This window comes from Piscicoccus intestinalis NBRC 104926, from assembly GCF_001515525.1.
Classification (GTDB): domain Bacteria; phylum Actinomycetota; class Actinomycetes; order Actinomycetales; family Dermatophilaceae; genus Kineosphaera; species Kineosphaera intestinalis.
Genome location: NZ_BCNQ01000018.1, coordinates 1 through 19,857, shown reverse-complemented (window position 1 = coordinate 19,857; position 19,857 = coordinate 1). Strand labels below are relative to the sequence as shown.

Here is a 19,857-nt window from a genome sequence, read left to right as displayed (position 1 = left end):
CGGCATGCGGGCACCACCGCGGCCGCCCTCGTCACATCCCCGAGCCGCCTCCCTGCCGGTGATCCCGCGGGCGTCCGCGGCTCGCCTCGCCCGCGCGGCAGGCTCCCGACGTCGCCGCCTGAACCTACCGGGTTATCCGCTCGAACGCGTGGGCCCGGTGCAGTCGGCTACCGATCGCGCCGCCGAGGGCGACGAGCACGAGCACGGTGACGGCGAGCAGCGCGTCGGGCCACAGCCAGCCGTCGGAGGCCTCGTGCAGCAGACCGAGCGCCACCGGCCCGGCGGCCGCGGCGAGATAGCCGATCCCCTGAGCCAGCGCCGACACCGCCGGCACGTCGTGCGGGTCGGGCTGGTCGGCGATGAAGGTCAGGGCGATGGAGAACCCGGCACCCTGGGTGAGCCCACAGATCAGTGTGCCGATGAGGGCCGCGGTCGGCCCGACGAGCAGCAGCAGCGTGGCCAGGGCCTGCAGCCCGTAGGCGCCGGCGATGTAGGCCCTGGCGTGACGCCCGGTGGCGAACTGGGGCGAGATGAACGCGCCGGGCAGCCCGAGCAGGGAGAAGGCTCCCAGCGCGAGACCGGCGGCGTGCGCCGAGATGCCGTGCGAGGTCAGCTGCGCGGGAATCCACGTGAGCAGCGCATAGAACACCCCGGCCTGCAGCGCCAGGAAGAGCGTGATGGCCCACGGCATGCGGCGCCCGACGACGTGCCCGAGCCCCACCGGCAGGCGCCCGGAGGCGGGCCCGCCCGGCCGGCGGGCGATGACGAACCACAACGGCAGCAACGCCAGGACTGGCACCGCCCACACGGCGAGCGCGCCCCGCCAACTCCACCCCAGCACCTCCTGCAGCGGCACGGTGAGCGCCGACCCCGCGGCACCGGACAGCTGCAGCGTGGAGACGTAGACGCCCATGACGACGGCGACCTGACCGGCGAATCGGGCGCGGATGAGCGCGGGGAGCAGCACGTTGCCGACCGCGATCCCGACTCCGAGGAGCACGGCCCCGAGGAAGAACGCGGCCGCGCCGGCCGCGCTGCGCAGCAGCAGGCCGAGGAGCAGGGGAACGAGCAGCAGCAGGGCGGTGCGTTCGAGGCCGTGACGGGCGATGAGCAGCGGCGCGAGGAAGGCGAACACCCCGAAACACACGAGCGGCAGCGAGGTGGTCGCTCCCGCGGCGGCGGCGGACAGCTGCAGGTCGGCGGTGATCTCCGCGAGCGCGGGCGGCACGGCGGTGATCGGGGCACGCAGCAGGGCGGCCACGGCGATCACGCCGACGATCATGAGCGCACCTGCGCCGAACCGTCTCATGGCACCTCCTTCGGCTCTCGGCGACGTCGCGCAGGGTCGGGCTCCGCGCTGAGCTGTCACTGTAGGGCAGGGCACCGACAGGGTTCGCCGCACTCGGGATGGCAGGTGCGGGCAGGCGCGGCACCATGGAGGGATGCGGTACGAGAGCTGGGTCGAGCGGCAGATCCGGGAGGCGACGGAGCGCGGCGAGTTCAGCGGTCTGCGCGGGTCGGGCAAGCCGCTGAACCTCGGTGATCCCGACGATCCGGACTGGTGGGTCAAGCGTTTCCTCGAACGCGAGGGCCTCGATCGGTCGGCCGCGATGCCACCGGTCATGCAGTTGCGCGCCGAGGCCGCGTCGTTTCCGGAGTCGCTGCTCGACGTGACCCGCGAGGAGTCGGTGCGCGAGATCCTGCGCGACTACAACCGCCGGGTGGTGGAGGACCGGCGGCGCCCCGCCGTCGGGCGCGCGATGCCGGTCGTCGCCCCGCGCGTCGACGTGGACGCCATGGTCGAACGCTGGCGGCATGCGCGCGAGGCACAGCAGGCGCACCAGGCGCAGCAAGCCCAGCAGGCTCGGCTGGCACAGCAGGCGGCCGCCGCCGACCCCGCCGGGGAGGCGGTGTCACCGCAGCCGTCGAAACCGCCGAACCGGGGCGGGTGGTGGCGGCTGTCGTGGTGGTCCGGGCTGTGGGCGCCGCGAGGTGGCCAAGGTCGCGCGGGCGGCCGCTGAAGAAGCTCAGGCCCAGGGCAGCCCGACGAGCTTGCCGACGTGCCGGCCCGACTCCAGATCGGCGTGGGCCTGCTGGATGCGCTCGAGCGGGTAGGCATGCACCGGGCCGAGGGTCACCGTCTCGTCAGCCATCCGGTCGAGGTACTCCTGGAGCACGGCCGGAGGCAGATCGGCTGCCTCGCCGGCGTAGGCCGTGAGCCGGACACCGTTGGGCAGGTAGTCGATCGGGTAGAAGTCGCGCACCGTCCACTCGTTGGAGAGCATGCCGGCGAAGCAGACGGTGCCCTGAACCCGGGTGGCGGCGAGGGTGTCGGGCAGCGTGGGGGTGCCGACGAGTTCGATCGCGGCATCGACCCCGTCGGGCAGGAGCCGGCGCACCTACGCGGCCACGTCGCCGTCGTCGAAGAGCGGGTGGTCGACGCCGTGCCCGGCGAGTTCGTCGAGGCGGCTGTGGCTGCGGGTGGTGGCCAGCACGGTGGCGCCTTCGCTCGTGGCGAGGGTGGCGGCGGCCAGCCCGAGCGCCGAGGTGCCGCCGCGGATGAGCAGGGTCTGGCCGGGCTGCAGGTCGAGGCCGACGGTGAGGCATCCGTAGGCGGTCTGCAGGGTCTCGGGCACGGCGCCGAGTGCCGCCCAGGGCAGGTCGCTGTGAAAGGCGATGACGTTGTGCCGGGGCACCACCGTGTACTGGGCGTACCCGCCGTCGAAGGTGCGCCCCATGCCGCCCATCATCGCGACCACCTGCGTGCCGTGCGCCAGCACACCGTCGGGGTCGAGGTCGACGGTGCCGGTGGCTTCGATGCCCAGGACGCGCGGAAAGGTGACGCCCTCGGCGAGCCCGAGGCGGGTGTGCAGCTCGGAGCGGTTCATGCCGAACGCCTTCACCCGCACCCGCACCCACCCGGGTGGCGGCTGCGGCACGGCGACCTCGCGCACCCGCAGGTTCGTCACCGGGCCGGGCCCGTCGAGAACCGCCGCGCGCATGGTCCGCGGCGGCGCAGCTTCGCCGTCGGTGCGGCCGTGCGTCGCGCCGCTGCTCTGTGATTTGGTCATGGTCGACCTCCCTGTGGTGACGCCCACGCTCGTGCCCGGGCTCGCTGCCGAGAACCCTAGGGTCGAGCACCGACAAGGCGAGGGCGCGCTCGTCTCGAAGGTCTTGTCGGTGCCGCCGGGTAACGTCCGGCGTGCCGGTCTTCGGCAACGGGGCGAGGAAGGAGACGACCATGGCGAGCACGCGCATCGATGCCGGCCGCGAGGAGGTCGCGGCCTCGACGGGCGGTGCGTCGCAAGGCAGCTCGCAGGAGGGGCCGGCGCAGGCGTCGAGGGCGCCGACGCCCGCCGGGGCGCGCATCGGCACCGACTGGGCGGCCTCCGACGAGCCCGACGGCTCACCGCGCCAAGCGGTCGTGCTCATCCACGGCCTCGGCGACCAGCCGCCGATGCGCTCGTTGCGCTCGTTCACGGTCGGCATCGGCCTGCCGCGGTTGTTCTCGAGCCCGGATCGGGTCACCGACTCCACGGAGCTGCGTCGCCTCTCGGAGCCGCCCACGCCGCACCTCCGGGCGCACACCGACTTCTTCGAGCTGTATTGGGCACATCTGGCGCCGGACGCCGACCTGCGCACCAGCCTGAGCTGGGGTCTTCAGCTGCTGCTGAGCCGGCGGTGGTGGAGCGTGGGCGGGGCCGCGGCCCGCCTCGTCATCGCGTTCCAGATCGCGATGGCCGTGCTCGCGGCGCTGCTGCTGTGGGGGCTGGTCGACGCGATCGTCTCCGGGGGCCTGCCCGGGCTACGTGAACTCCTCGCCACGTGGCAGGTGTGGTTGGCCCTCGCGCTGGCGGTCGGCGGAGGCTTCATGGGCCGGCTCGTGCGCGCCTATCTCTCGGACGCCGTGCGCTATCTCGCGCCCCGGCCGGCGAACATCGAGTCGCGCCGCCGCATCCGCGAGGAGGGTCTGACGCTGCTGCGCCGGCTGCACGCGGGGCGCTATGAGCGCATCATCATCGTCGGGCACTCGCTGGGCACCGTCATCGGCCTCGACCTGGTGCGCAGCCTGTGGGACGAGTTGCGTCACCCCGACCCGTGCCGGGCGGGGGATCAGGCGTACGCGGCAGTCTTCGACGAGGCCTGCGACCGACTCGATCCGGGCGGTCCGGCCGACGGGGCCCAGCCGGTACCGGCCGTCTCCACCGCCGAGCTCGACGCCTTTCAGGCGGCCCAGTTCGACCTGTGGCGGGCCGGGCGGGCCGCCGGGGTGCCTTGGCTCATCAGTGATTTCGTCTCGACGGGCTCCCCCTTGACGTACGCTCCGCTGCTGCTCGACGAGGCCGACGTGCCCTTCGGGGGCCGGCCCGGGCTCACCCTCGCCGACCTGCAGAACCGCAAGGAGGTGCCGCGCTGCCCGCCCATCCACGACGAGTTGGAGGACTCGCGGTTCTACCGCCGCCGCTACCGCTATCCGGGCGGGGAGCGTTGGCTTCGGGTCGGGCACACGGCGGCGCCGTTCGGGCCCACCCGCTGGACCAACCTCTATCTGCCCGCCGGGAGTGTGCTGCGCGGCGACTTCTTCGGCGGCCCCATCGCCCGTCATTTCGGAGCCGGGGTGCGTGACGTGCCCGTGGCGGTCACCTCGCACGGCCGATGGTCCGGGCTGCGGCGCCATTTCCCGCTGGCGCACCTGAGTTACTGGTGGGCACCGGGCGGTGGCCCGCCGGCGATGCCAGACCCCGTGCCGTTGCCGTCGGCCTCCGGCGCCGCGCCGGTCGACGCGCCCGACACGATCGCGGCGCTCGTCAGCGCGCTGCGGCTCGACGACATCCAGCGGGTGCCGGCCCCGGGGCCGGACGCGCGCGAACAGCCGCCGTGACGTCCTGACGCCGTGACGCTCCGTGTCGTCCTGCGCCTCGGATTACCGTGGCGTCCATGAGGCCGACACCACCGGCGGGCGGCGAGGCCCGGCTGACCGCCTCGGAGCCGGTGCCGGGCACGATCGGGAACGCCGGGGGCGCCGTGCGCGCAGGGAATTCAGGGCGCCCGGCCAGCACCGCACGCTCGCGCGCCCACGCCCGCCACCAACGCATGACGACGTATTACGCGGTGGCCTTCCTCGTCTTCCTGCTGTTCCCGCTGGCGCAGATGTGGTCCGAGGGCGGCATTCGACGGTGGGGCGGGGTGGTGCTGCTGGCGCTGTTCTCGCTCGTCTACGCCGGCGGCTACCTGGGGGGCTGGCTGGGGGTCCGGCCGTTCCGGGTGTTCCGGCGGATCATGCCGGTCGGGTGGCTGGTCGGCCTCGGGGTGCTCACCGCGCTGACCGTCGCGGTGGCCGGACCGATGGGGTTGACGTGCCTGACGTACATCGCCGCCGGCGCGGCCGCCACGCTGCCCACTCGTCGGGGGCTGGTCGTCGTGCTCCTGTGCGGCGTGGTCATGACCGGCGGGGGCCTGTTGCTGGGGGTGGATGCGGCCTGGGCGATCGGCCTGGGGCTGTGGGCCAGCGGCATCGGGCTGAGTGTCTGGGGCGGGGTCGTCGGCGAACGCAACCAGGACGCGCTGACGCGAGAACGGGAGGAGAAGGCCGAGCTCGCGGTGGAGCTCGAGCGGGCCCGCATGGCCCGGGACCTGCACGACATCCTCGGTCACAGCCTCACGGTCATCACCGTCAAGGCCGAGCTCGCCGGTCGACTGGTCGACGTCGACCCACGGCGCGCGAAGACCGAGATCGCCGACCTGGAGCGTCTGTCCCGGGACGCGCTGGCCGAGGTGCGCGAGACCGTCTCCGGCTACCGGCAGCTCTCGCTGCCCGCCGAACTGGTCCGGGCGCGACGGGCGCTGGACGCCGCCGGGATCGAAGCTCGGCTCCCGGGCGCGACGGACGACGTCGATCCAGGGCTGCGGGACCTGTTCGCATGGGTCGTCCGCGAGGGCGTCACCAACGTCGTGCGCCACTCCGGGGCGCGCCGCTGCGAGGTCGAACTCACGGCGACCACGGTGCGGGTCTGCGACGACGGCGTCGGGGTCCGGGACGACACCGCGATCGAAGCGGGCAACGGGCTGACCGGGCTGCGGGAGCGGGCCCGCAAGGTCGGGGCCGTCGTCGGCGTCGCCCGCGAACCCGGCACCCCCACCGCCGGCGGAGCGGGCGGAGCCGGCCCGGACCAGCGGCGATTCGTGCTGAGCGCCCGGGCGCGGGAGTCCGCATGATCCGGTTGCTGCTGGCCGACGATCAGGCGCTGGTGCGCGGCGCGCTGGCCGCGCTGCTGTCGATGGAGTCCGATCTGGAGGTCGTCGCGGAGGTCGGACGCGGCGACGAGGTGCTCGACGCGGCCCGGGCGCATCGGCCCGACGTGGCGCTCCTCGACGTCGAGATGCCCGGCATCGACGGCATCGAGGCGACCGCCGCGCTGCGTTCCGCCCTGCCGGCGGTGCGGGTTCTCATCGTCACGACCTTCGGGCGCCCCGGTTACGTGCGGCGCGGGCTGCAGGCGGGGGCAGCGGGATTCGTCGTCAAGGACACGCCGGCCCGGCAGCTCGCGGAGGCGGTGCGGCGGGTGCACGGGGGGCTGCGGGTCATCGACCCCGCGCTCGCGGCCGACTCGATGACGGCCGGCGAGTCTCCCCTGACGGCCCGGGAGACGCAAGTACTGCGCACGGCGCTCGACGGCGGCTCGGTGGCCGACGTGGCCAAGGCGGTGTTCCTGTCCGAGGGCACCGTCCGCAACCATCTGAGCAGCGCCATCGGCAAGACCGGAGCCCGAAATCGCGCCGAGGCAGCCCAGATCGCCCAGGCCAACGGCTGGCTGTAGTTCGCGCCGTTGTCATTCGGGCTACGCCCGTACGTCGGGCTGCCGGTAGTTCGGCCTTCCCCGGTAGCGCGCGCTGCGCCGGCGCCTCAGCGCAGCGGCACGAACCGGTAGGCGCCGAACTGCTCGAGGGTCACGTCACCGGCCGGGGCGCGGCGGGCCCGCACCATCCGCCCGGCGACCGGCGCGAGCAGCACCCCGCCGGCGGCCAGCTGCTCGACGAGCGCGTCGGGGAGCCGACGCGCCATGGCCGACACGAGGATCCGGTCGTAGGGGCCGAGTTCGGGCCGCCCCAGGACGCCGGGGGCGGCCGCCTCGATCCGCGCCCAGGGCCGCCGCATGCGGTCGAGGCGGTCGCGGCCGAAGGTGACCAGTTCCGGCTCGATCTCGACGCCGATGACTTCCCCGTCGGGTCCGACGAGGTGGGCGAGCAGCGCGGTGGTCCAGCCGGAGCCGGAGCCGACGTCGAGCACGCGGGCGCCGCGGCGCACGCCGAGCAGCCGCAGCATGTCGCGCACGGTGCTGGGCTGGGAGTTCGTCATGCCCGCCGCGAGCGGAAGCGGCCGGTCCTCGGCCCAGCGGGCCCGCACCGACTCCGGCAGGAAAGCGGTTCGCGGGGTCGCCTCGAAGGCCTCGTCGAGCCGTGCGTCCTCGGTCTCCCCGCGCTCCCCGGGCGGCTCGTCGGTCATGACCTCCAGTCTGACGGCGCCCGCCCCGAACCGCATCATCGCAGGTCAGGCAAGCCTTTCCTGCGATGACATCAGGTGCCTGACGGGTTACCTTCAACGCGCGAAACGATCAGGACCACCCAGGAGGACATCGTGAGCGAGCACCCGAACGAGCCACACGGCGGCTCGCTCAGCCAGCGCCTGAACGCCCTGCGGGCGGCGGTGCTGGGCGCCAACGACGGCATCGTCTCCACCGCCGGAGTGGTGCTCGGCGTGGCCGGCGCGACCACCGACCACCAGGCGATCATGGTGGCGGGCGTCGCGGCGCTCGTCGCCGGCGCCGTGTCGATGGCCCTCGGCGAGTACGTCTCGGTGAGCAGCCAACGCGACAGCGAGCGGGCGCTGGTGGAGAAGGAGCGTCGCGAACTGGCCGACATGCCCGACGAGGAGTTCGCCGAACTCGTCGCCCTCTACGTGAACCGGGGCCTGTCGCAGTCGACCGCCACCGTCGTCGCGCGCGAACTCACCGACAAGGACGCGCTGCGGGCCCATCTGGACATCGAACTCGGCATCGACCCCGACGAGTTCGTCAGCCCGACCGTCGCCGCCGCCTCCTCGGCCGTGTCGTTCGTCGTCGGCGGCCTGCTGCCCGTGGCCGCGATCCTGCTGGCCCCCGCGGCCTCCCGCGTGATCATCACCTACCTCGGCGTGCTCGTCGCGCTCGGCATCACCGGGGCGCTGGGGGCCCGCATGGGCGGGGCCCCAGCCGGCCGCGCCTCGCTGCGCGTGATGATCGGCGGCGCGATCGGGCTCCTGCTCACGTACGGCATCGGCATGGCGTTCGGCACCACGCTCGGCTGACTCGTCCGCGCGTGCACCGCTGACCTCACACATCGGCGACGTCAGGCGTCTCCTTGATATGACAGCCTGCATCGCACCGATCCGTGAGCCGAGGACTTCGATGAGCACCACCGCCGACCACCGCACCCGGCATGCCGTCGTGCGGTCCGCCCTCGGCGAGTTGCTGTTGACCGGCACGGGTGACTCCCTCACCGGCGTGTACTTCGAGGGGCACCGGCACCCGCCGGCCCCGCAGCACCTCGGCCCTCGGGTCGAGGTCGGCGACGACCCGAGGGCCGAGGTGCTGCGCGCCGCCACCCAGTTGGGCGAGTACCTCGCCGGCGCGCGGACCGTCTTCGACCTTCCGTTGGCGGCGCGCGGCGAACCGTTCCAACAGCGGGTGTGGCACCGACTGCGGCAGATCGGCTACGGGCAACGGGCCACGTACGGCGCCATCGCCGAGGAGCTCGGAGGCCGTGACCTGGCCAGGGCGGTCGGCGCGGCTGTAGGGCGCAATCCGATCTCCATCATCGTGCCCTGTCACCGCGTGGTCGGGCGCAACGGCTCCCTCACCGGCTACGCCGGCGGCCTGGACCGAAAGGCGCGGTTGTTGGCGCTGGAAGCGAACGACGTTCTCTTCTAAGGCGGTTCGCAGCCAGCCCCGCGGTCGCACGGATCTTGTCGGTGCTCGGTGGCAGGGTTCGCCCATGACGCAGAACCCGCTGAACCCCGACCTGATCGTCGGGCCCGATGGCCTGGCCCGCCCGACCTGGGCGGCCACCGACCCACTGCTGCGCGCGTACTACGACGGCGAGTGGGGCATGCCCGTGCGTGACGAACGCGGGGTGTTCGAGCGCCTCTCGCTGGAGGCCTTCCAGTCCGGCTTGTCGTGGGCCACGATTCTGCGTAAACGCCCCGCCTTCCGGGCCGCGTTCGACGACTTCGACCCCGACCGGGTGGCCGGCTACGGGGAGGCGGAGGTCGCGCGCCTCATGGCCGACGCCGCGATCGTGCGCAATCGCCGCAAGATCGAGTCGACGATCGCCAACGCCGCGGCCACGGTCGCTCTGCGCGACGACGGGGGGCTCGCGCAGCTCGTCTGGTCGTTCCGGCCGAGCCACACCCCGGCACCGCGTCGTCGGGCCGAGGTCCCCAGCAGTTCAGCGGAGTCGGTCGCGCTCACCAAAGAGCTCAAGCGGCGCGGGTTCCGCTTCGTCGGGCCGACCACCGTGTTCGCGCTCATGGAGGCCATCGGCATCGTCGACACCCACCTGGTGGGCAGTCACCGGCGCGGCTCCTCGGGGGTGTGGCCGGCATGACGACCGCCCGGCGGGCGCAGCCCCGGCCACCGGATGACAGGGGTCCGGTCGGCGGCCGGTTCCGGTACGGGCCGGGCCTGGTCGACGGCGCCCGCTGCCTGGCGGGCCGCCTGTTCCTGGGCGCGGGCCGCATCCTGCGCGCCGTCCTCGGTGTCGACACGCAGGTCGTGCACGACGAGCCCGTGGCCGACCACGCTGCGATTGCGCGTCAGCGCGGTGTGGGCGATGTCGAGTTCCCAATCCGGCAACGCCATGAGCCCGTCCTCGCGCAGTCGGCTTCCGGGCAGGATCGTCGCCGCCAGGGTGAGGTCGCGCCCACCGAATCGGGCCAGCGCCAACAGGCCCGCGAGCCGCTCGGGGTCGCGCTCGCCCACCGCCCGCAGGTCCACCCGCTGCCGACGCAGGGCCGGCATCCGCGCAGCCTGACGCACGATCCCGGGCGTGCGCGCGACATACAGGTGCAACAGCGCCGCGAGTTCACCGACCACGTCGGTCTCGGCCGACGCCTGCCAGAGCACCCCGGGCGGGTCGTCCATCGCCTGCGACGGCAGGTCGGCGCCGCTCAACTGCAGCCTCAGCAGCTGCCAGGCGTAGCCGCGATCCTCGTGCAGCAGAGCCAGCCAGCCGGGCCGGATCCCGGGTCGAGATCGGTCCCGACGGCCCACGAGGATGCTCGCGGTCACGGCGCTCATGCGTCGCCACCTCCCACCCCGAGCACGCGGCTGCTGCGTTCCGTGCTCCACATCGGCCGCGCGGCCACCGGAGTTAGCGCTGTCGACTGTGTACCCCGTCCTGACCTGCGCCTTCGCCGCGCTCGGTCGGGTGGCGACCTCGTGAGTCGGGTCCGCCGCGGGCGGCGCGCCCGGCCCGCCCAGTGGACACCGGGGGCATCGGAGGCGAAGTTGGGGCAGCCTCTCTCGGGTGCCCGGTCGGTCGAGGGGCACGGGACCGCCCCGCGACCGATGCGTCCGAGACCCGGAAGGGGACCCCTCCGTGACCTTCACCAGGATCACGTCCGACACCAGCACACCCGATTCGCCGACCGCCCGCGGCACCCGAGCCGGGCGCGGCTCCCGCAGATCCCGGCAGGCCTCGGCAGCCCTCACGCTGTGCGCCTTCGTCGCCGCTCCGCTGGCCGTCGGCGCCCAGGTGAGCGCCCCCACGGCTGTCGCGCCGGCAGCGGCATCGGCTCCGGCACCGGCGGCCTCCGGGTCGTCCGCGTCGTCCGCGGCGTCCGCGGCGTCGTCGTCAGCGTCGTCGTCAACGGCAGACACCGCCTCACCCGCATCCGCGGCGTCAGGGGATGGATCGGTGCCGACGCCCTCGACCGGAGCCGGTGGCGGGGCGCTGCAGGCCGGCGGTTCGGGAGCGGTCACGGCCGCCGTCGGGCGAGGCAACCCCAAGTCGGTGGGGTACCTCACCACGCCCCCGTCGAAGTGGGATCCCTGCACGACGATCCGGTACCGCGTCAACCTCACCGGGGCCCCGAAGGGCGCGGCCGCCGACGTCGACACCGCGATCGCGCGCATTGCCGCCGCCAGCGGCCTGCGCTTCCAGAAGGTCGGCACCACCAGCGTCGTGCCCGGCTCCAAGGGCAAGGACGTCCTCGACGACTACCCGTCCGGCACCGACCTCGTCGTCGCCTTCGCCCGCCCGAACAACCCGGCCAAGGCTCGTCGCTCGGCGTACCTGACGGGCGGCGCCGACACGGTCGGAGTCGGCGGTGCCTTCTACGACCTCGACACGGCGCGCGCCGGCACGCGGTCCTGGCACCGCATCGTGCAGGGGTACGTCGTCCTCGACCGCACGAAGTCGATGCCGTCCGGATTCGGCGCCGGCAACACCACGGGGCTCATCGGCACCTGGGGTCAGGTGCTCATGCACGAACTCGGCCACGTCGTGGGGCTGGACCACCCGAAGATCTCCGACCCCGCGCAGATCATGTACCCCGCCACCACCCGCAAGCCCGCCGTCTGGGGAGCCGGGGACCTCGTCGGCCTCAAGACGGTCGGCAAGCCCTCCGGCTGCTTCAGCTCGGCGAGCGGGGCGATGACGGCGCTGACGGTCCCGACGGCGCAGAAGCAGCCGAACGACGCAGCGGTGAGGGTCCTCCCACGCAGCGGCCACTGAGCCGATCCGTTCGGCCAGGTGGGGTGTCGCGAGCAGCGCCTTTGGGTGATCCTGGGCGGATGGAGCCGACACCGCAGACGGAACCAGCCCACCTCGCCGGGCGCCGCCCGAGCGAGACCGTCGCCTCCCCGGCCGATCTCGGCACGCGACTCGAGCAGACCGGTTACCTCGCCGACGGGGCGCTGGCGACGATCGCGTGGCTGGCGGTGCGGATGGGCCGCCCCCTGCTGCTCGAGGGCGAGCCCGGCACGGGCAAGACTGCGCTCGCCGAGTCGCTCGGGCGTGCGCTGGACCTGCCCGTGCTCCGGCTGCAGTGCTACGAGGGGATCGACGCGAGCCAGGCCCTGTACGACTGGGACTTTCCGCGCCAGATCCTGCACCTGCGCGCCCTCGAGGCGACCCGGGCGGCCCCGGCGCCGGGCCCGCCCGAGGCCCGGAACTCCGCCGCGCCCGGCCTGCCCGAGGCGGGCCTGACCACCGCGCCCGGCTCGGCGGGCACCGATCTCGCCGCCGTGGAGGACCAACTGTTCACCGAGCGGTTCCTGCTCGCCCGCCCGGTGCTGCGCGCGCTCCGGGACGCCCCGGTCGTGCTGCTCGTCGACGAGATCGACCGGGCCGACGACGAGTTCGAGGCGTTCCTGCTCGAGGTGCTCTCGACGTGGCAGGTGAGCATCCCCGAGCTCGGCACGGTCCGGGCGCCCACCCCGCCCGTCGTCGTCCTCACCTCCAACCGCACCCGCGACCTGCACGACGCGCTCAAGCGGCGCTGCCTCTACCACTGGATCGACCACCCCGGCCTGGAGCGCGAACTGCAGATCGTGCGCCGGCATCTGCCGCACATCCCCGACCTTCTCGCCGAGCAGGTCGTCCTCGCCTGTCAGCGGCTGCGCGAGGGTCATCAACCCGCCGGTGACCTGGTCAAACCGCCCGGGGTCGCCGAGACCATCGACTGGGCCCGCGCCCTTCTCGAACTCGGCGCCGTCGACCTCGACGTCGAAACCGCCGCGGCCACCCTCGGGGTCGCCGTCAAGCACCGCGACGACGCCGAACGGGTCCGCGCTGCCCTCGACCGGGTGCTGACACGATGACCGGCCCCACCGCGCCCGGCCCCACCACGGCCGGCCCCACCGCGACCGGCCCCACCGCGACCGGCCCCACCGCGAAGGGCCCCGCTGCTCCCACGGGCGCGGCCGCGTCGACGTCGCCGGACCCCAACCCACGTGCGAATCACCGACCCGAGGCCGCGTTGCTCGGGTTCGCCCGCGCGCTGCGCGCCGCCGGCGTGACCGTCACCGCGGACCGTGAGCGCAGCTACCTGCAGGCGGCCGCGCAGGTCGGGCTGACCGACCCGACCGGGGTGTTCTGGGCCGGGCGCGCCACCCTGTGCTCCTCCCCCGACGACCTGCGCCGCCACGACCAGGTGTTCGCCGCGTGGTTCGGGCGGCAACCCACCGGACCGCGGCAACAGCGATCCACGGTGACGCACCCCCAGGCCGCCCTGCAAGCCACCGACCGCGACACCGACACCGGCGGAGCCGACGACACCCACGCGCAGGACGTGCGGGCCCGAGCCAGCGACGACGACATCCTGCGCCACCGCGACGTCGCCACCCTCAGCGCCGCCGAGCGCGCCCGGATCGCCCGGCTTTTCGGGCAGCTGAACCCGCGCCCGCCGCGCCGCCGGACCCACCGGCACACCCCGTCCCGCTCCGGCGCCGTCGACCCGCGACGCACCCTGCGCGACCAACTGCGCCGGATGGGCGAATCCGGCCCGATCCGGCGGCGGCGACGCGGCACCAGGCCGCGGCGCATCGTGCTGCTCATCGACGTGTCCGGGTCGATGTCCGCCTACGCCGACTCCCTGCTGCGGCTCGCCCACCAGTTCGTCACCGGCCCGGGCGCCCACGGCACGCACGACGTCGAGGTGTTCACGATGGGCACCCGCCTCACCCACATCACGCGGGCGTTGCAGCACCGCGACGCCGAGCGGGCGCTGATCGCCTGCGGCGACGCGGTACCCGACTGGTCCGGCGGCACCCGGCTCGCGCAGAACATCGACGTCTTCCTGCGCCGTTGGGGCCGGCGCGGCATGGCCCGCGGCGCCGTCGTCGCGGTGTTCAGCGACGGCTGGGAGCGCGGTGACCCCCGCGACCTCGGCGACCAGATGCGCCGGCTGCGCGCGGTGGCCCACCACGTCGTCTGGGTCAACCCGCACCGGGGTAAAGCCGGGTACGAGCCGGTGCAGGGCGGCATCGCGGCCGCCCTCCCGCACGTCGACGACTTCGTGGCCGGTCACTCGCTGGCCGCGTTCGAGCACTTCGTGAGGGTGGTCCAGCATGCGTGACGTTCTCGACGAGCTCCTGCAATGGTGGCGCGCCGGCGACACCGTCGGGGTGGGCACGGTCGTCGCCACGTGGCGCTCGGCGCCGCGCCCGGCCGGGGCGTCGATGCTCGTCGGCCCGGGCGGTCAGGCGGTCGGTTCGGTCTCCGGTGGCTGCGTCGAAGGGGCCGTTTACGAGCTGGCCCAGCAGGTCGTCGCCGACGCCCGCCCCGAGCTGCAGCGGTACGGGGTCAGCGACGACGACGCGTTCGCCGTCGGCCTGACCTGCGGCGGCATCCTCGATGTGTTCGTCGAGCCGGTCAGCAAGCGGACCTTTCCCCAGCTGGAGGCGGTGGCCGCCGACATCGCCGCCGGCCGCCCCGTCGCGGTGGCCACGATCATCGAGCACCCCGACCGCGAGCGCGTGGGGCGCCGGCTCGTCGTGCATCCCGCCGAGCACGACCCACCGACCGGCAGCCTCGGCAGCGAGCGCATCGACGCCGCCGTCACCGACGACGCCCGGGGGCTGCTCGCCGGCGGACACACCGGCACCCTCACCTACGGTCCCGACGGGGAGCGTCGCGGCGAGGGCCTGCGGGTGTTCGTCGCCGCCTACGCCCCGCGTCCGCGGTTGATCGTCTTCGGCGCGATCGACTTCGCCGCCTCCGTCGCGCAGGTCGGCGTCTTCCTCGGGTACCACGTGACGGTCTGCGACGCCCGGCCCGTCTTCGCCACCGCGAGCCGCTTCCCCGATGCCGACGAGGTCGTCGTCGACTGGCCGCACCGCTACCTGAGCGCCGAACGCGACGCGGGGCGCCTCGACGAACGCACAGTGGTCTGTGTGCTGACCCATGACCCGAAGTTCGACGTGCCGGTGCTCGAGGTCGCGCTGCGCACCCCGCTCGCCTACGTCGGCGCGATGGGCAGCCGCCGCACCCACACCGACCGAATGGCCCGTCTGCGGGAGGCGGGCCTGAGCGACGCCGAGCTCGACCGGCTGGCCAGTCCCATCGGACTCGATCTCGGCGCCCGCACCCCGCAGGAGACCGCGGTCAGCATCGCCGCGGAGATCATCGCCCAGCAATGGGGCGGGCGCGGCGACCGCCTGTCCGAGCGTGACGGCCCCATCCACCACCACGACCCGAGCGACCCCAGCGACTCGAGCGACCCCAGCGACTCGAGCGACCCCAGCGGCCCGACTCCCCCGGACCGCACGTGATTCCACCCACGTCGACGGTGACGAGTGCGCACCCCGGCGCGGCGCTGTGTCGACACGGTGGTCGGACACCTGTTGTCACCGGCGCGGCAACAGGTGAGGATGCCTCCACGGGCCGGTGCGTGCCGGCGGACCGACGGGCGATCACGCCACAGCCGCAACCGACACGAAGGAGTGACGGATGACCCGCATCAACGTCAAGGTCGACGGCGTCGACCACAGCGACGAGGTCGAACCGCGGATGCTGCTCGTGCAGTACCTGCGCGAGCGCCTCGGCAAGACCGGCACCGTCATCGGGTGCGACACGAGCAACTGCGGCGCCTGCACGGTGCACCTCGACGGGCGCAGCGTCAAGTCGTGCAACATGCTCGCCGTGCAGGCGGACGGGCACGAGGTGACGACGATCGAGGGGCTGGCCGTCGACGGCCAGCTGCACCGCATGCAGCAGGCCTTCCACGAGGCCCACGCCCTGCAGTGCGGGTTCTGCACGCCGGGCATGATCATGCAGTCCGTCGACCTGCTCAACGACAACCCCACGCCCAGCGAGAGCGAGATCCGCCACGGGCTGGAGGGCAACCTGTGCCGCTGCACCGGCTACCAGAACATCGTGCGGGCCGTGCAGCAGGCCGCCGGAGTGGGTGAGCGGGCATGACGAGCACCACCGAGCACCAGACCGAGACGGGCCGCGAGGTCGGCAGGGCCCGCCGCCGCAAGGAGGACCAGCGCCTCATCACCGGCCGCACCCGCTGGACCGACAACATCGTGCTGCCGGGCATGCTGCACCTGGCGATGGTCCGCAGCCCCTACGCCCACGCGACGATCACGTCGATCGACACGAGCGCCGCCGCGAAGGCGCCGGGCGTCGTCACGGTCTTCACCGGCCAGGACGTCAAGGACGTACAGGGGTCGCTGCCGTGCGCGTGGCCGATCACCACCGACCAGAAGGCGCCCGACCACCCCGCGATCGCCGTCGACCGGGTCGCGTTCTCCGGCGAGGTCGTCGCCGTCGTGGTCGCCGCCACCCCGGCACAGGCGCGCGACGCCGCCGAGCTCGTCGACGTCGACTACGAGCAGCTGCCGGCCGCGCTCGACCTGAAGAAGGCGGCCGCCGACGAGACCCTGGCCCACCCCGATCTCGGCACGAACAAGAGCGCGTTCTGGCAGTTCGACTCGGCCACCGCCGGCACGGGAGGCAGCGTCGACGAGCTCATCGAGCAGGCCCGCGCCGACGGTGTCGTCGTCGAACGCGAGTTCCGCAACCAGCGGCTCATCCCCAGCTTCATGGAGCCGCGCTCGACGGTCGTCGACCCCACCGGCGAGCAGCTCGTCATGTGGTCGGCCACCCAGGTGCCGCACATCCTGCGGCTCATGCTCGCGATGACGCTCGGCGTGCCCGAGTCCAAGGTGCGGGTCGTCGCCCCCGACGTCGGAGGCGGTTTCGGCGGCAAGCTGCAGGTCACCCCCGAGGAGGTCATCACCTTCCTCGCCGCGCAGCGCACCGGCAAGCCCTGCAAGTTCACCGAGACCCGCAGCGAGTCGCTCATGGTCGCCCACCACGGCCGCGACCAGTGGCAGAAGCTGGTGCTGGCGGCCGACAAGGACGGCCGGGTGCGGGCTCTGAAGGTCGACATCACCACCGACATGGGCGCCTACCTCGGGCTCGTCACCGCGGGCACGCCGATCCTCGGCGCGTTCATGTACAACTCGATCTACAAGTTCGATGCGTATCAGTTCAACGCCACCAACGTCTTCACCAACAAGACGTGGACCGACGCCTACCGCGGCGCCGGCCGCCCCGAGGCCACCTTCGCCATCGAGCGGATGATGGACGAGCTCGCCGCGCAGCTGGGCCGCGACCCCCTGGAGGTGCGCGAGCAGAACTGGATCGCCCACGAGCAGTTCCCGTTCACGACGGTGTGCGGGCTGGAGTACGACTCGGGCAACTACGAGGCCGCCACCGCGCGCGCCAAGGAGCTGTTCGACTACGACGGCCTGCGCGCCGAGCAGCGCGAGCGCCGCGAGCGCGGCGACCGGGTGCAACTCGGCATCGGCATCTCCACCTTCACAGAGATGTGTGGATTGGCGCCGTCGCGGGTGCTCGGGGAGCTCAACTACGGCGCCGGCGGCTGGGAGCACGCCAACGTGCGGATGCTGCCGACCGGCAAGGTCGAGGTCGTCACCGGCTCCAGCGCGCACGGCCAGGGTCACGAGACGGCCTGGAGCCAGCTCGTGGCCGACAAGCTCGGCGTCGCCTTCGACGACGTCGAGGTGCTGCACGGCGACACCCACATCTCCCCCAAGGGCCTGGACACCTACGGCTCCCGGTCGCTGGTCGTCGGCGGGCAGGCTGTGCTCAAGGCGGCCGACAAGGTCATCGAGAAGGCCAAGCCGATCGCGGCGCACCTGCTCGAGGCCTCCGCCGACGATCTCGAATTCGACGGCGGCGCCTTCGGCGTCAAGGGAGCCGGCGAGGGCGGCAAGACCGTCTCCCTGCCCGAGATCGCGCTCGCGGTGTTCGCCGCGCACGACCTGCCCGACGGCGTCGAGCCGAGCCTGGACAGCGAGGCCACGTACGACCCGAGCGCCTTCTCCTACCCTCACGGCACACATTTGTGTGCCGTCGAGGTCGATACGGAGACGGGGCAGGTCAGCCTGCGCAAGTACGCCTGCGTCGACGACGTCGGCACGATCGTCAACCCGCTCATCGTCGAGGGTCAGATCCACGGCGGCCTCGTCCAGGGCATCGCCCAGGCGCTGTGGGAGGAGGCGGTCTTCGACGAGCAGGGCACGCTCGTCTCCGGCTCCTTCGTCGACTACACGCTGCCGACCGCGGCCGACACGATCAGCTTCGACACCGACAACACCGTCACCCCGTCGACGACCAATGACATCGGCGCCAAGGGAGTCGGTGAGGCCGGCTGCATCGCCTCGACCCCCGCGGTCGTCAACTCGGTCATCGACGCGGTGCGGCACCTGGGCGTCGCCGACATCCGGATGCCGTGCACCCCGCAGCGGGTGTGGACGGCGATCCAGACCGCGGGCGCGCAGGCCCATGAGACGACGACGGCGCAGCCGACCTCGCACTTCGACCCCGACCAGCCGAACCAGGACCCGCCCGGACCGGCCGGTGAGCAACCGCCTCCCGCGTCCGGTGGCGAGCAGGACGGAGCCCCGCGATGATCCCCGCATCCTTCGACTACGTCGCCCCGACCTCGCTGGTGCAGGCCCTGGAGGCGCTGCGCGACCACGGCGACGGCGCGAAGATCATCGCCGGCGGGCAGAGCCTGCTGCCCATCCTGCGCATGCGGATGGCCGCGCCGGAGGTGCTCATCGACCTCGGCAACGTCGCCGAGCTGCGCGGGGTGTTCGACGACGGCGAGGGCATCGTCGTCGGCGCGATGACCCGCTACGACGAGTTCCTGCGCGACGAGCTGGCCCGGGAGCACGCGGGGCTGCTCGTCGAGGCGGTCAAGACCGTCGCCGACCCGCAGATCCGGCACCGCGGCACGATCGGCGGGGCGCTCGCCCACGCCGACCCGGCCGGCGACGTCGGCGCGCCGGCGCTGGCGCTCGACGCGGAGTTCGTCATCGTCGGTCCGTCCGGTCAGCGGGTCGTGCCCGCCGCCGAGTTCTTCGTCGACCTGTTCACGACGGCGGTCGGTGACGACGAGATCCTCGCGGCGATCCGCATCCCCAAGCACACCGGCTGGGGCGCGCACTACGAGAAGTTCGTGCGGGTCGTGCACCAGTGGTCGATCGTCGCGGTCGCCGCGACGGTGCGTGTGGAGGACGGGCGGATCGCCGAGGCGAAGGTCGGCCTGACGAACATGGGCCCGACTCCGTTGCGGGCCCGTTCGGTCGAGGGCGCGCTCGCCGGGTGCGAACTCACCGAGGAGGCGGTCGGCGCGGCCTGCGCGTCGGCGGCCGACGGCACCCATCCCCCGGAGGACCTGCAAGGAGACGCCGACTACCGCCGCCACCTGGCGACGGTGCTGACCCGCCGCGCGGTGCTCGCGGCCGCCGGAGCGTGATCGCATGGAACTGACCCACTCGTTCGCCGTCCCCGCCTCGATCGACCAGGCGTGGGCCCTGTTCATGGACCTGCGTGAGGTCGGCGAGTGCTTCCCGGGCGCGACCGTCACGGAGGTGACCGACGAGGGCTTCACCGGTCAGGTCAAGGTGCGCCTCGGGCCGATCGCCATGGTCTACGCCGGCACCGGGCAGATCACCGAGCGTGACGACGCGAGCCACCGGGCCGTCATCGACGGCCGCGGCAAGGACAAGCGCGGCAACGGCATGGCCGGCGCGACCGCGACCATTCAGCTCTCGCAAGGCGATTCGGGCCACACCCAGGTCGACGTGAGCACCGACCTGACCATCACCGGCAAGCCCGCGCAGTTCGGCCGCGGCGTCATCCAGGACATCTCCGACAAGCTGCTCGGGCAGTTCATCTCCTGCATCGAGGGCAAGCTGTCGACCCCGCGCTCGGCGGACGCGCCGGCCGGCACGCTCGGCGCTGGCGACGCCGGCGGAGCCGGGGCCGCTGGGG

20 protein-coding genes are annotated in these 19,857 nt (G+C 73.3%); 15 read left to right on the top strand and 5 right to left on the bottom strand.

What is annotated here, in order from left to right:
- Window positions 1-124: 124 nt before the first annotated feature.
- Window positions 125-1,309, bottom strand: coding sequence for an MFS transporter (locus PINTE_RS05370; RefSeq protein ID WP_068427249.1), 1,185 nt, complete (start codon window positions 1,307-1,309; stop codon window positions 125-127).
- 133 nt (window positions 1,310-1,442) lie between these two features.
- On the opposite strand from PINTE_RS05370, the gene PINTE_RS05365 reads away from it, so the two are divergent.
- Window positions 1,443-2,021, top strand: coding sequence for a DnaJ family domain-containing protein (locus PINTE_RS05365; RefSeq protein WP_084343270.1), 579 nt, complete (start codon window positions 1,443-1,445; stop codon window positions 2,019-2,021).
- A gap of 6 nt (window positions 2,022-2,027) precedes the next feature.
- On the opposite strand, the gene PINTE_RS24170 is transcribed toward PINTE_RS05365, so the two are convergent.
- Both PINTE_RS24170 and PINTE_RS24165 read right to left on the bottom strand, forming a co-directional pair.
- Window positions 2,028-2,399: a zinc-binding dehydrogenase gene (locus tag PINTE_RS24170; RefSeq protein ID WP_245642820.1), complete on the bottom strand. Its 372-nt coding sequence runs from the start codon at window positions 2,397-2,399 to the stop codon at window positions 2,028-2,030.
- Complete coding sequence (locus tag PINTE_RS24165) at window positions 2,400-3,071, bottom strand: alcohol dehydrogenase catalytic domain-containing protein (RefSeq protein WP_245642819.1); 672 nt, start codon at window positions 3,069-3,071, stop codon at window positions 2,400-2,402.
- Window positions 3,072-3,241: 170 nt separating this feature from the next.
- Here PINTE_RS24165 and PINTE_RS05355 point away from each other — a divergent pair, with 170 nt between their 5' ends.
- Genes PINTE_RS05355 through PINTE_RS05345 form a run of 3 tightly spaced genes read left to right on the top strand, consistent with a single transcriptional unit; the run spans window position 3,242 to window position 6,818 of the window.
- A complete protein-coding gene (locus PINTE_RS05355) occupies window positions 3,242-4,882 on the top strand; it encodes a hypothetical protein (RefSeq protein WP_068427244.1) in 1,641 nt (546 codons plus the stop codon).
- A 56-nt stretch (window positions 4,883-4,938) separates the two neighbouring features.
- A complete protein-coding gene (locus PINTE_RS05350; protein ID WP_217996506.1) occupies window positions 4,939-6,216 on the top strand; it encodes a sensor histidine kinase in 1,278 nt (425 codons plus the stop codon).
- The gene (locus PINTE_RS05345; RefSeq protein ID WP_068427242.1) at window positions 6,213-6,818 is read left to right on the top strand and encodes a response regulator transcription factor; all 606 of its coding nucleotides are present in this window, start codon (window positions 6,213-6,215) and stop codon (window positions 6,816-6,818) included. Before PINTE_RS05350 ends, PINTE_RS05345 begins: the two co-directional genes overlap by 4 nt.
- Window positions 6,819-6,904: 86 nt before the next feature.
- Here PINTE_RS05345 and PINTE_RS05340 read toward each other — a convergent pair whose 3' ends face one another.
- Complete coding sequence (locus PINTE_RS05340) at window positions 6,905-7,504, bottom strand: protein-L-isoaspartate O-methyltransferase family protein (protein ID WP_068427317.1); 600 nt, start codon at window positions 7,502-7,504, stop codon at window positions 6,905-6,907.
- 132 nt (window positions 7,505-7,636) lie between these two features.
- Between PINTE_RS05340 and PINTE_RS05335 the strand changes: the two genes are divergently transcribed.
- The 3 genes from PINTE_RS05335 (at window position 7,637) to PINTE_RS05325 (ending at window position 9,642) form a co-directional block, all read left to right on the top strand.
- The gene (locus PINTE_RS05335; protein ID WP_068427238.1) at window positions 7,637-8,344 is read left to right on the top strand and encodes a VIT1/CCC1 transporter family protein; all 708 of its coding nucleotides are present in this window, start codon (window positions 7,637-7,639) and stop codon (window positions 8,342-8,344) included.
- Between the two features lie 100 nt (window positions 8,345-8,444).
- Window positions 8,445-8,966, top strand: coding sequence for a methylated-DNA--[protein]-cysteine S-methyltransferase (locus PINTE_RS05330; RefSeq protein ID WP_068427236.1), 522 nt, complete (start codon window positions 8,445-8,447; stop codon window positions 8,964-8,966).
- 64 nt (window positions 8,967-9,030) lie between these two features.
- Entirely contained in the window at window positions 9,031-9,642 is a 612-nt protein-coding gene (locus tag PINTE_RS05325) for a DNA-3-methyladenine glycosylase I (RefSeq protein WP_068427234.1), read from the top strand.
- Here PINTE_RS05325 and PINTE_RS05320 read toward each other — a convergent pair.
- On the bottom strand, window positions 9,606-10,334 hold the full coding sequence (locus PINTE_RS05320) for a hypothetical protein (RefSeq protein WP_068427232.1): 729 nt from the start codon (window positions 10,332-10,334) through the stop codon (window positions 9,606-9,608). The two genes, PINTE_RS05325 and PINTE_RS05320, sit on opposite strands and share 37 nt — an antisense overlap.
- Window positions 10,335-10,953: 619 nt before the next feature.
- Here PINTE_RS05320 and PINTE_RS05315 point away from each other — a divergent pair.
- The 8 genes from PINTE_RS05315 to PINTE_RS05280 form a co-directional block, all read left to right on the top strand.
- Window positions 10,954-11,772, top strand: coding sequence for a hypothetical protein (locus PINTE_RS05315; protein WP_068427230.1), 819 nt, complete (start codon window positions 10,954-10,956; stop codon window positions 11,770-11,772).
- A gap of 59 nt (window positions 11,773-11,831) precedes the next feature.
- Window positions 11,832-12,860: an AAA family ATPase gene (locus PINTE_RS05310; protein ID WP_068427228.1), complete on the top strand. Its 1,029-nt coding sequence runs from the start codon at window positions 11,832-11,834 to the stop codon at window positions 12,858-12,860.
- Window positions 12,857-14,116 carry a vWA domain-containing protein gene (locus PINTE_RS05305; RefSeq protein WP_217996505.1) on the top strand — a complete coding sequence of 420 codons (1,260 nt, stop codon included), beginning with the start codon at window positions 12,857-12,859 and terminating at the stop codon, window positions 14,114-14,116. Before PINTE_RS05310 ends, PINTE_RS05305 begins: the two co-directional genes overlap by 4 nt.
- Window positions 14,109-15,311, top strand: coding sequence for an XdhC family protein (locus PINTE_RS05300; RefSeq protein ID WP_068427226.1), 1,203 nt, complete (start codon window positions 14,109-14,111; stop codon window positions 15,309-15,311). The genes PINTE_RS05305 and PINTE_RS05300 overlap by 8 nt, the downstream gene beginning before the upstream one ends.
- Before the next feature lie 178 nt (window positions 15,312-15,489).
- A complete protein-coding gene (locus PINTE_RS05295) occupies window positions 15,490-15,960 on the top strand; it encodes a (2Fe-2S)-binding protein (RefSeq protein ID WP_068427224.1) in 471 nt (156 codons plus the stop codon).
- Window positions 15,957-18,488, top strand: coding sequence for a xanthine dehydrogenase family protein molybdopterin-binding subunit (locus PINTE_RS05290; RefSeq protein ID WP_068427222.1), 2,532 nt, complete (start codon window positions 15,957-15,959; stop codon window positions 18,486-18,488). Before PINTE_RS05295 ends, PINTE_RS05290 begins: the two co-directional genes overlap by 4 nt.
- On the top strand, window positions 18,485-19,339 hold the full coding sequence (locus tag PINTE_RS05285) for an FAD binding domain-containing protein (RefSeq protein ID WP_068427220.1): 855 nt from the start codon (window positions 18,485-18,487) through the stop codon (window positions 19,337-19,339). Before PINTE_RS05290 ends, PINTE_RS05285 begins: the two co-directional genes overlap by 4 nt.
- A gap of 4 nt (window positions 19,340-19,343) precedes the next feature.
- On the top strand, window positions 19,344-19,857 hold a 514-nt coding region (locus PINTE_RS05280), incomplete at its 3' end, for an SRPBCC family protein (RefSeq protein WP_169798461.1).

Coding starts and splice junctions, on each gene's coding strand:
- PINTE_RS24165 (WP_245642819.1), bottom strand. CDS start 3,071: ATGACCAAATCACAGAGCAGCGGCGCGACGCACGGCCGCACCGACGGC.
- PINTE_RS05355 (WP_068427244.1), top strand. CDS start 3,242: ATGGCGAGCACGCGCATCGATGCCGGCCGCGAGGAGGTCGCGGCCTCG.
- PINTE_RS05305 (WP_217996505.1), top strand. CDS start 12,857: ATGACCGGCCCCACCGCGCCCGGCCCCACCACGGCCGGCCCCACCGCG.
- PINTE_RS05345 (WP_068427242.1), top strand. CDS start 6,213: ATGATCCGGTTGCTGCTGGCCGACGATCAGGCGCTGGTGCGCGGCGCG.
- PINTE_RS05285 (WP_068427220.1), top strand. CDS start 18,485: ATGATCCCCGCATCCTTCGACTACGTCGCCCCGACCTCGCTGGTGCAG.
- PINTE_RS05320 (WP_068427232.1), bottom strand. CDS start 10,334: ATGAGCGCCGTGACCGCGAGCATCCTCGTGGGCCGTCGGGACCGATCT.
- PINTE_RS05330 (WP_068427236.1), top strand. CDS start 8,445: ATGAGCACCACCGCCGACCACCGCACCCGGCATGCCGTCGTGCGGTCC.
- PINTE_RS05350 (WP_217996506.1), top strand. CDS start 4,939: ATGAGGCCGACACCACCGGCGGGCGGCGAGGCCCGGCTGACCGCCTCG.
- PINTE_RS05310 (WP_068427228.1), top strand. CDS start 11,832: ATGGAGCCGACACCGCAGACGGAACCAGCCCACCTCGCCGGGCGCCGC.
- PINTE_RS05365 (WP_084343270.1), top strand. CDS start 1,443: ATGCGGTACGAGAGCTGGGTCGAGCGGCAGATCCGGGAGGCGACGGAG.
- PINTE_RS05370 (WP_068427249.1), bottom strand. CDS start 1,309: ATGAGACGGTTCGGCGCAGGTGCGCTCATGATCGTCGGCGTGATCGCC.
- PINTE_RS05340 (WP_068427317.1), bottom strand. CDS start 7,504: ATGACCGACGAGCCGCCCGGGGAGCGCGGGGAGACCGAGGACGCACGG.
- PINTE_RS05325 (WP_068427234.1), top strand. CDS start 9,031: ATGACGCAGAACCCGCTGAACCCCGACCTGATCGTCGGGCCCGATGGC.
- PINTE_RS05300 (WP_068427226.1), top strand. CDS start 14,109: ATGCGTGACGTTCTCGACGAGCTCCTGCAATGGTGGCGCGCCGGCGAC.
- PINTE_RS05290 (WP_068427222.1), top strand. CDS start 15,957: ATGACGAGCACCACCGAGCACCAGACCGAGACGGGCCGCGAGGTCGGC.
- PINTE_RS05295 (WP_068427224.1), top strand. CDS start 15,490: ATGACCCGCATCAACGTCAAGGTCGACGGCGTCGACCACAGCGACGAG.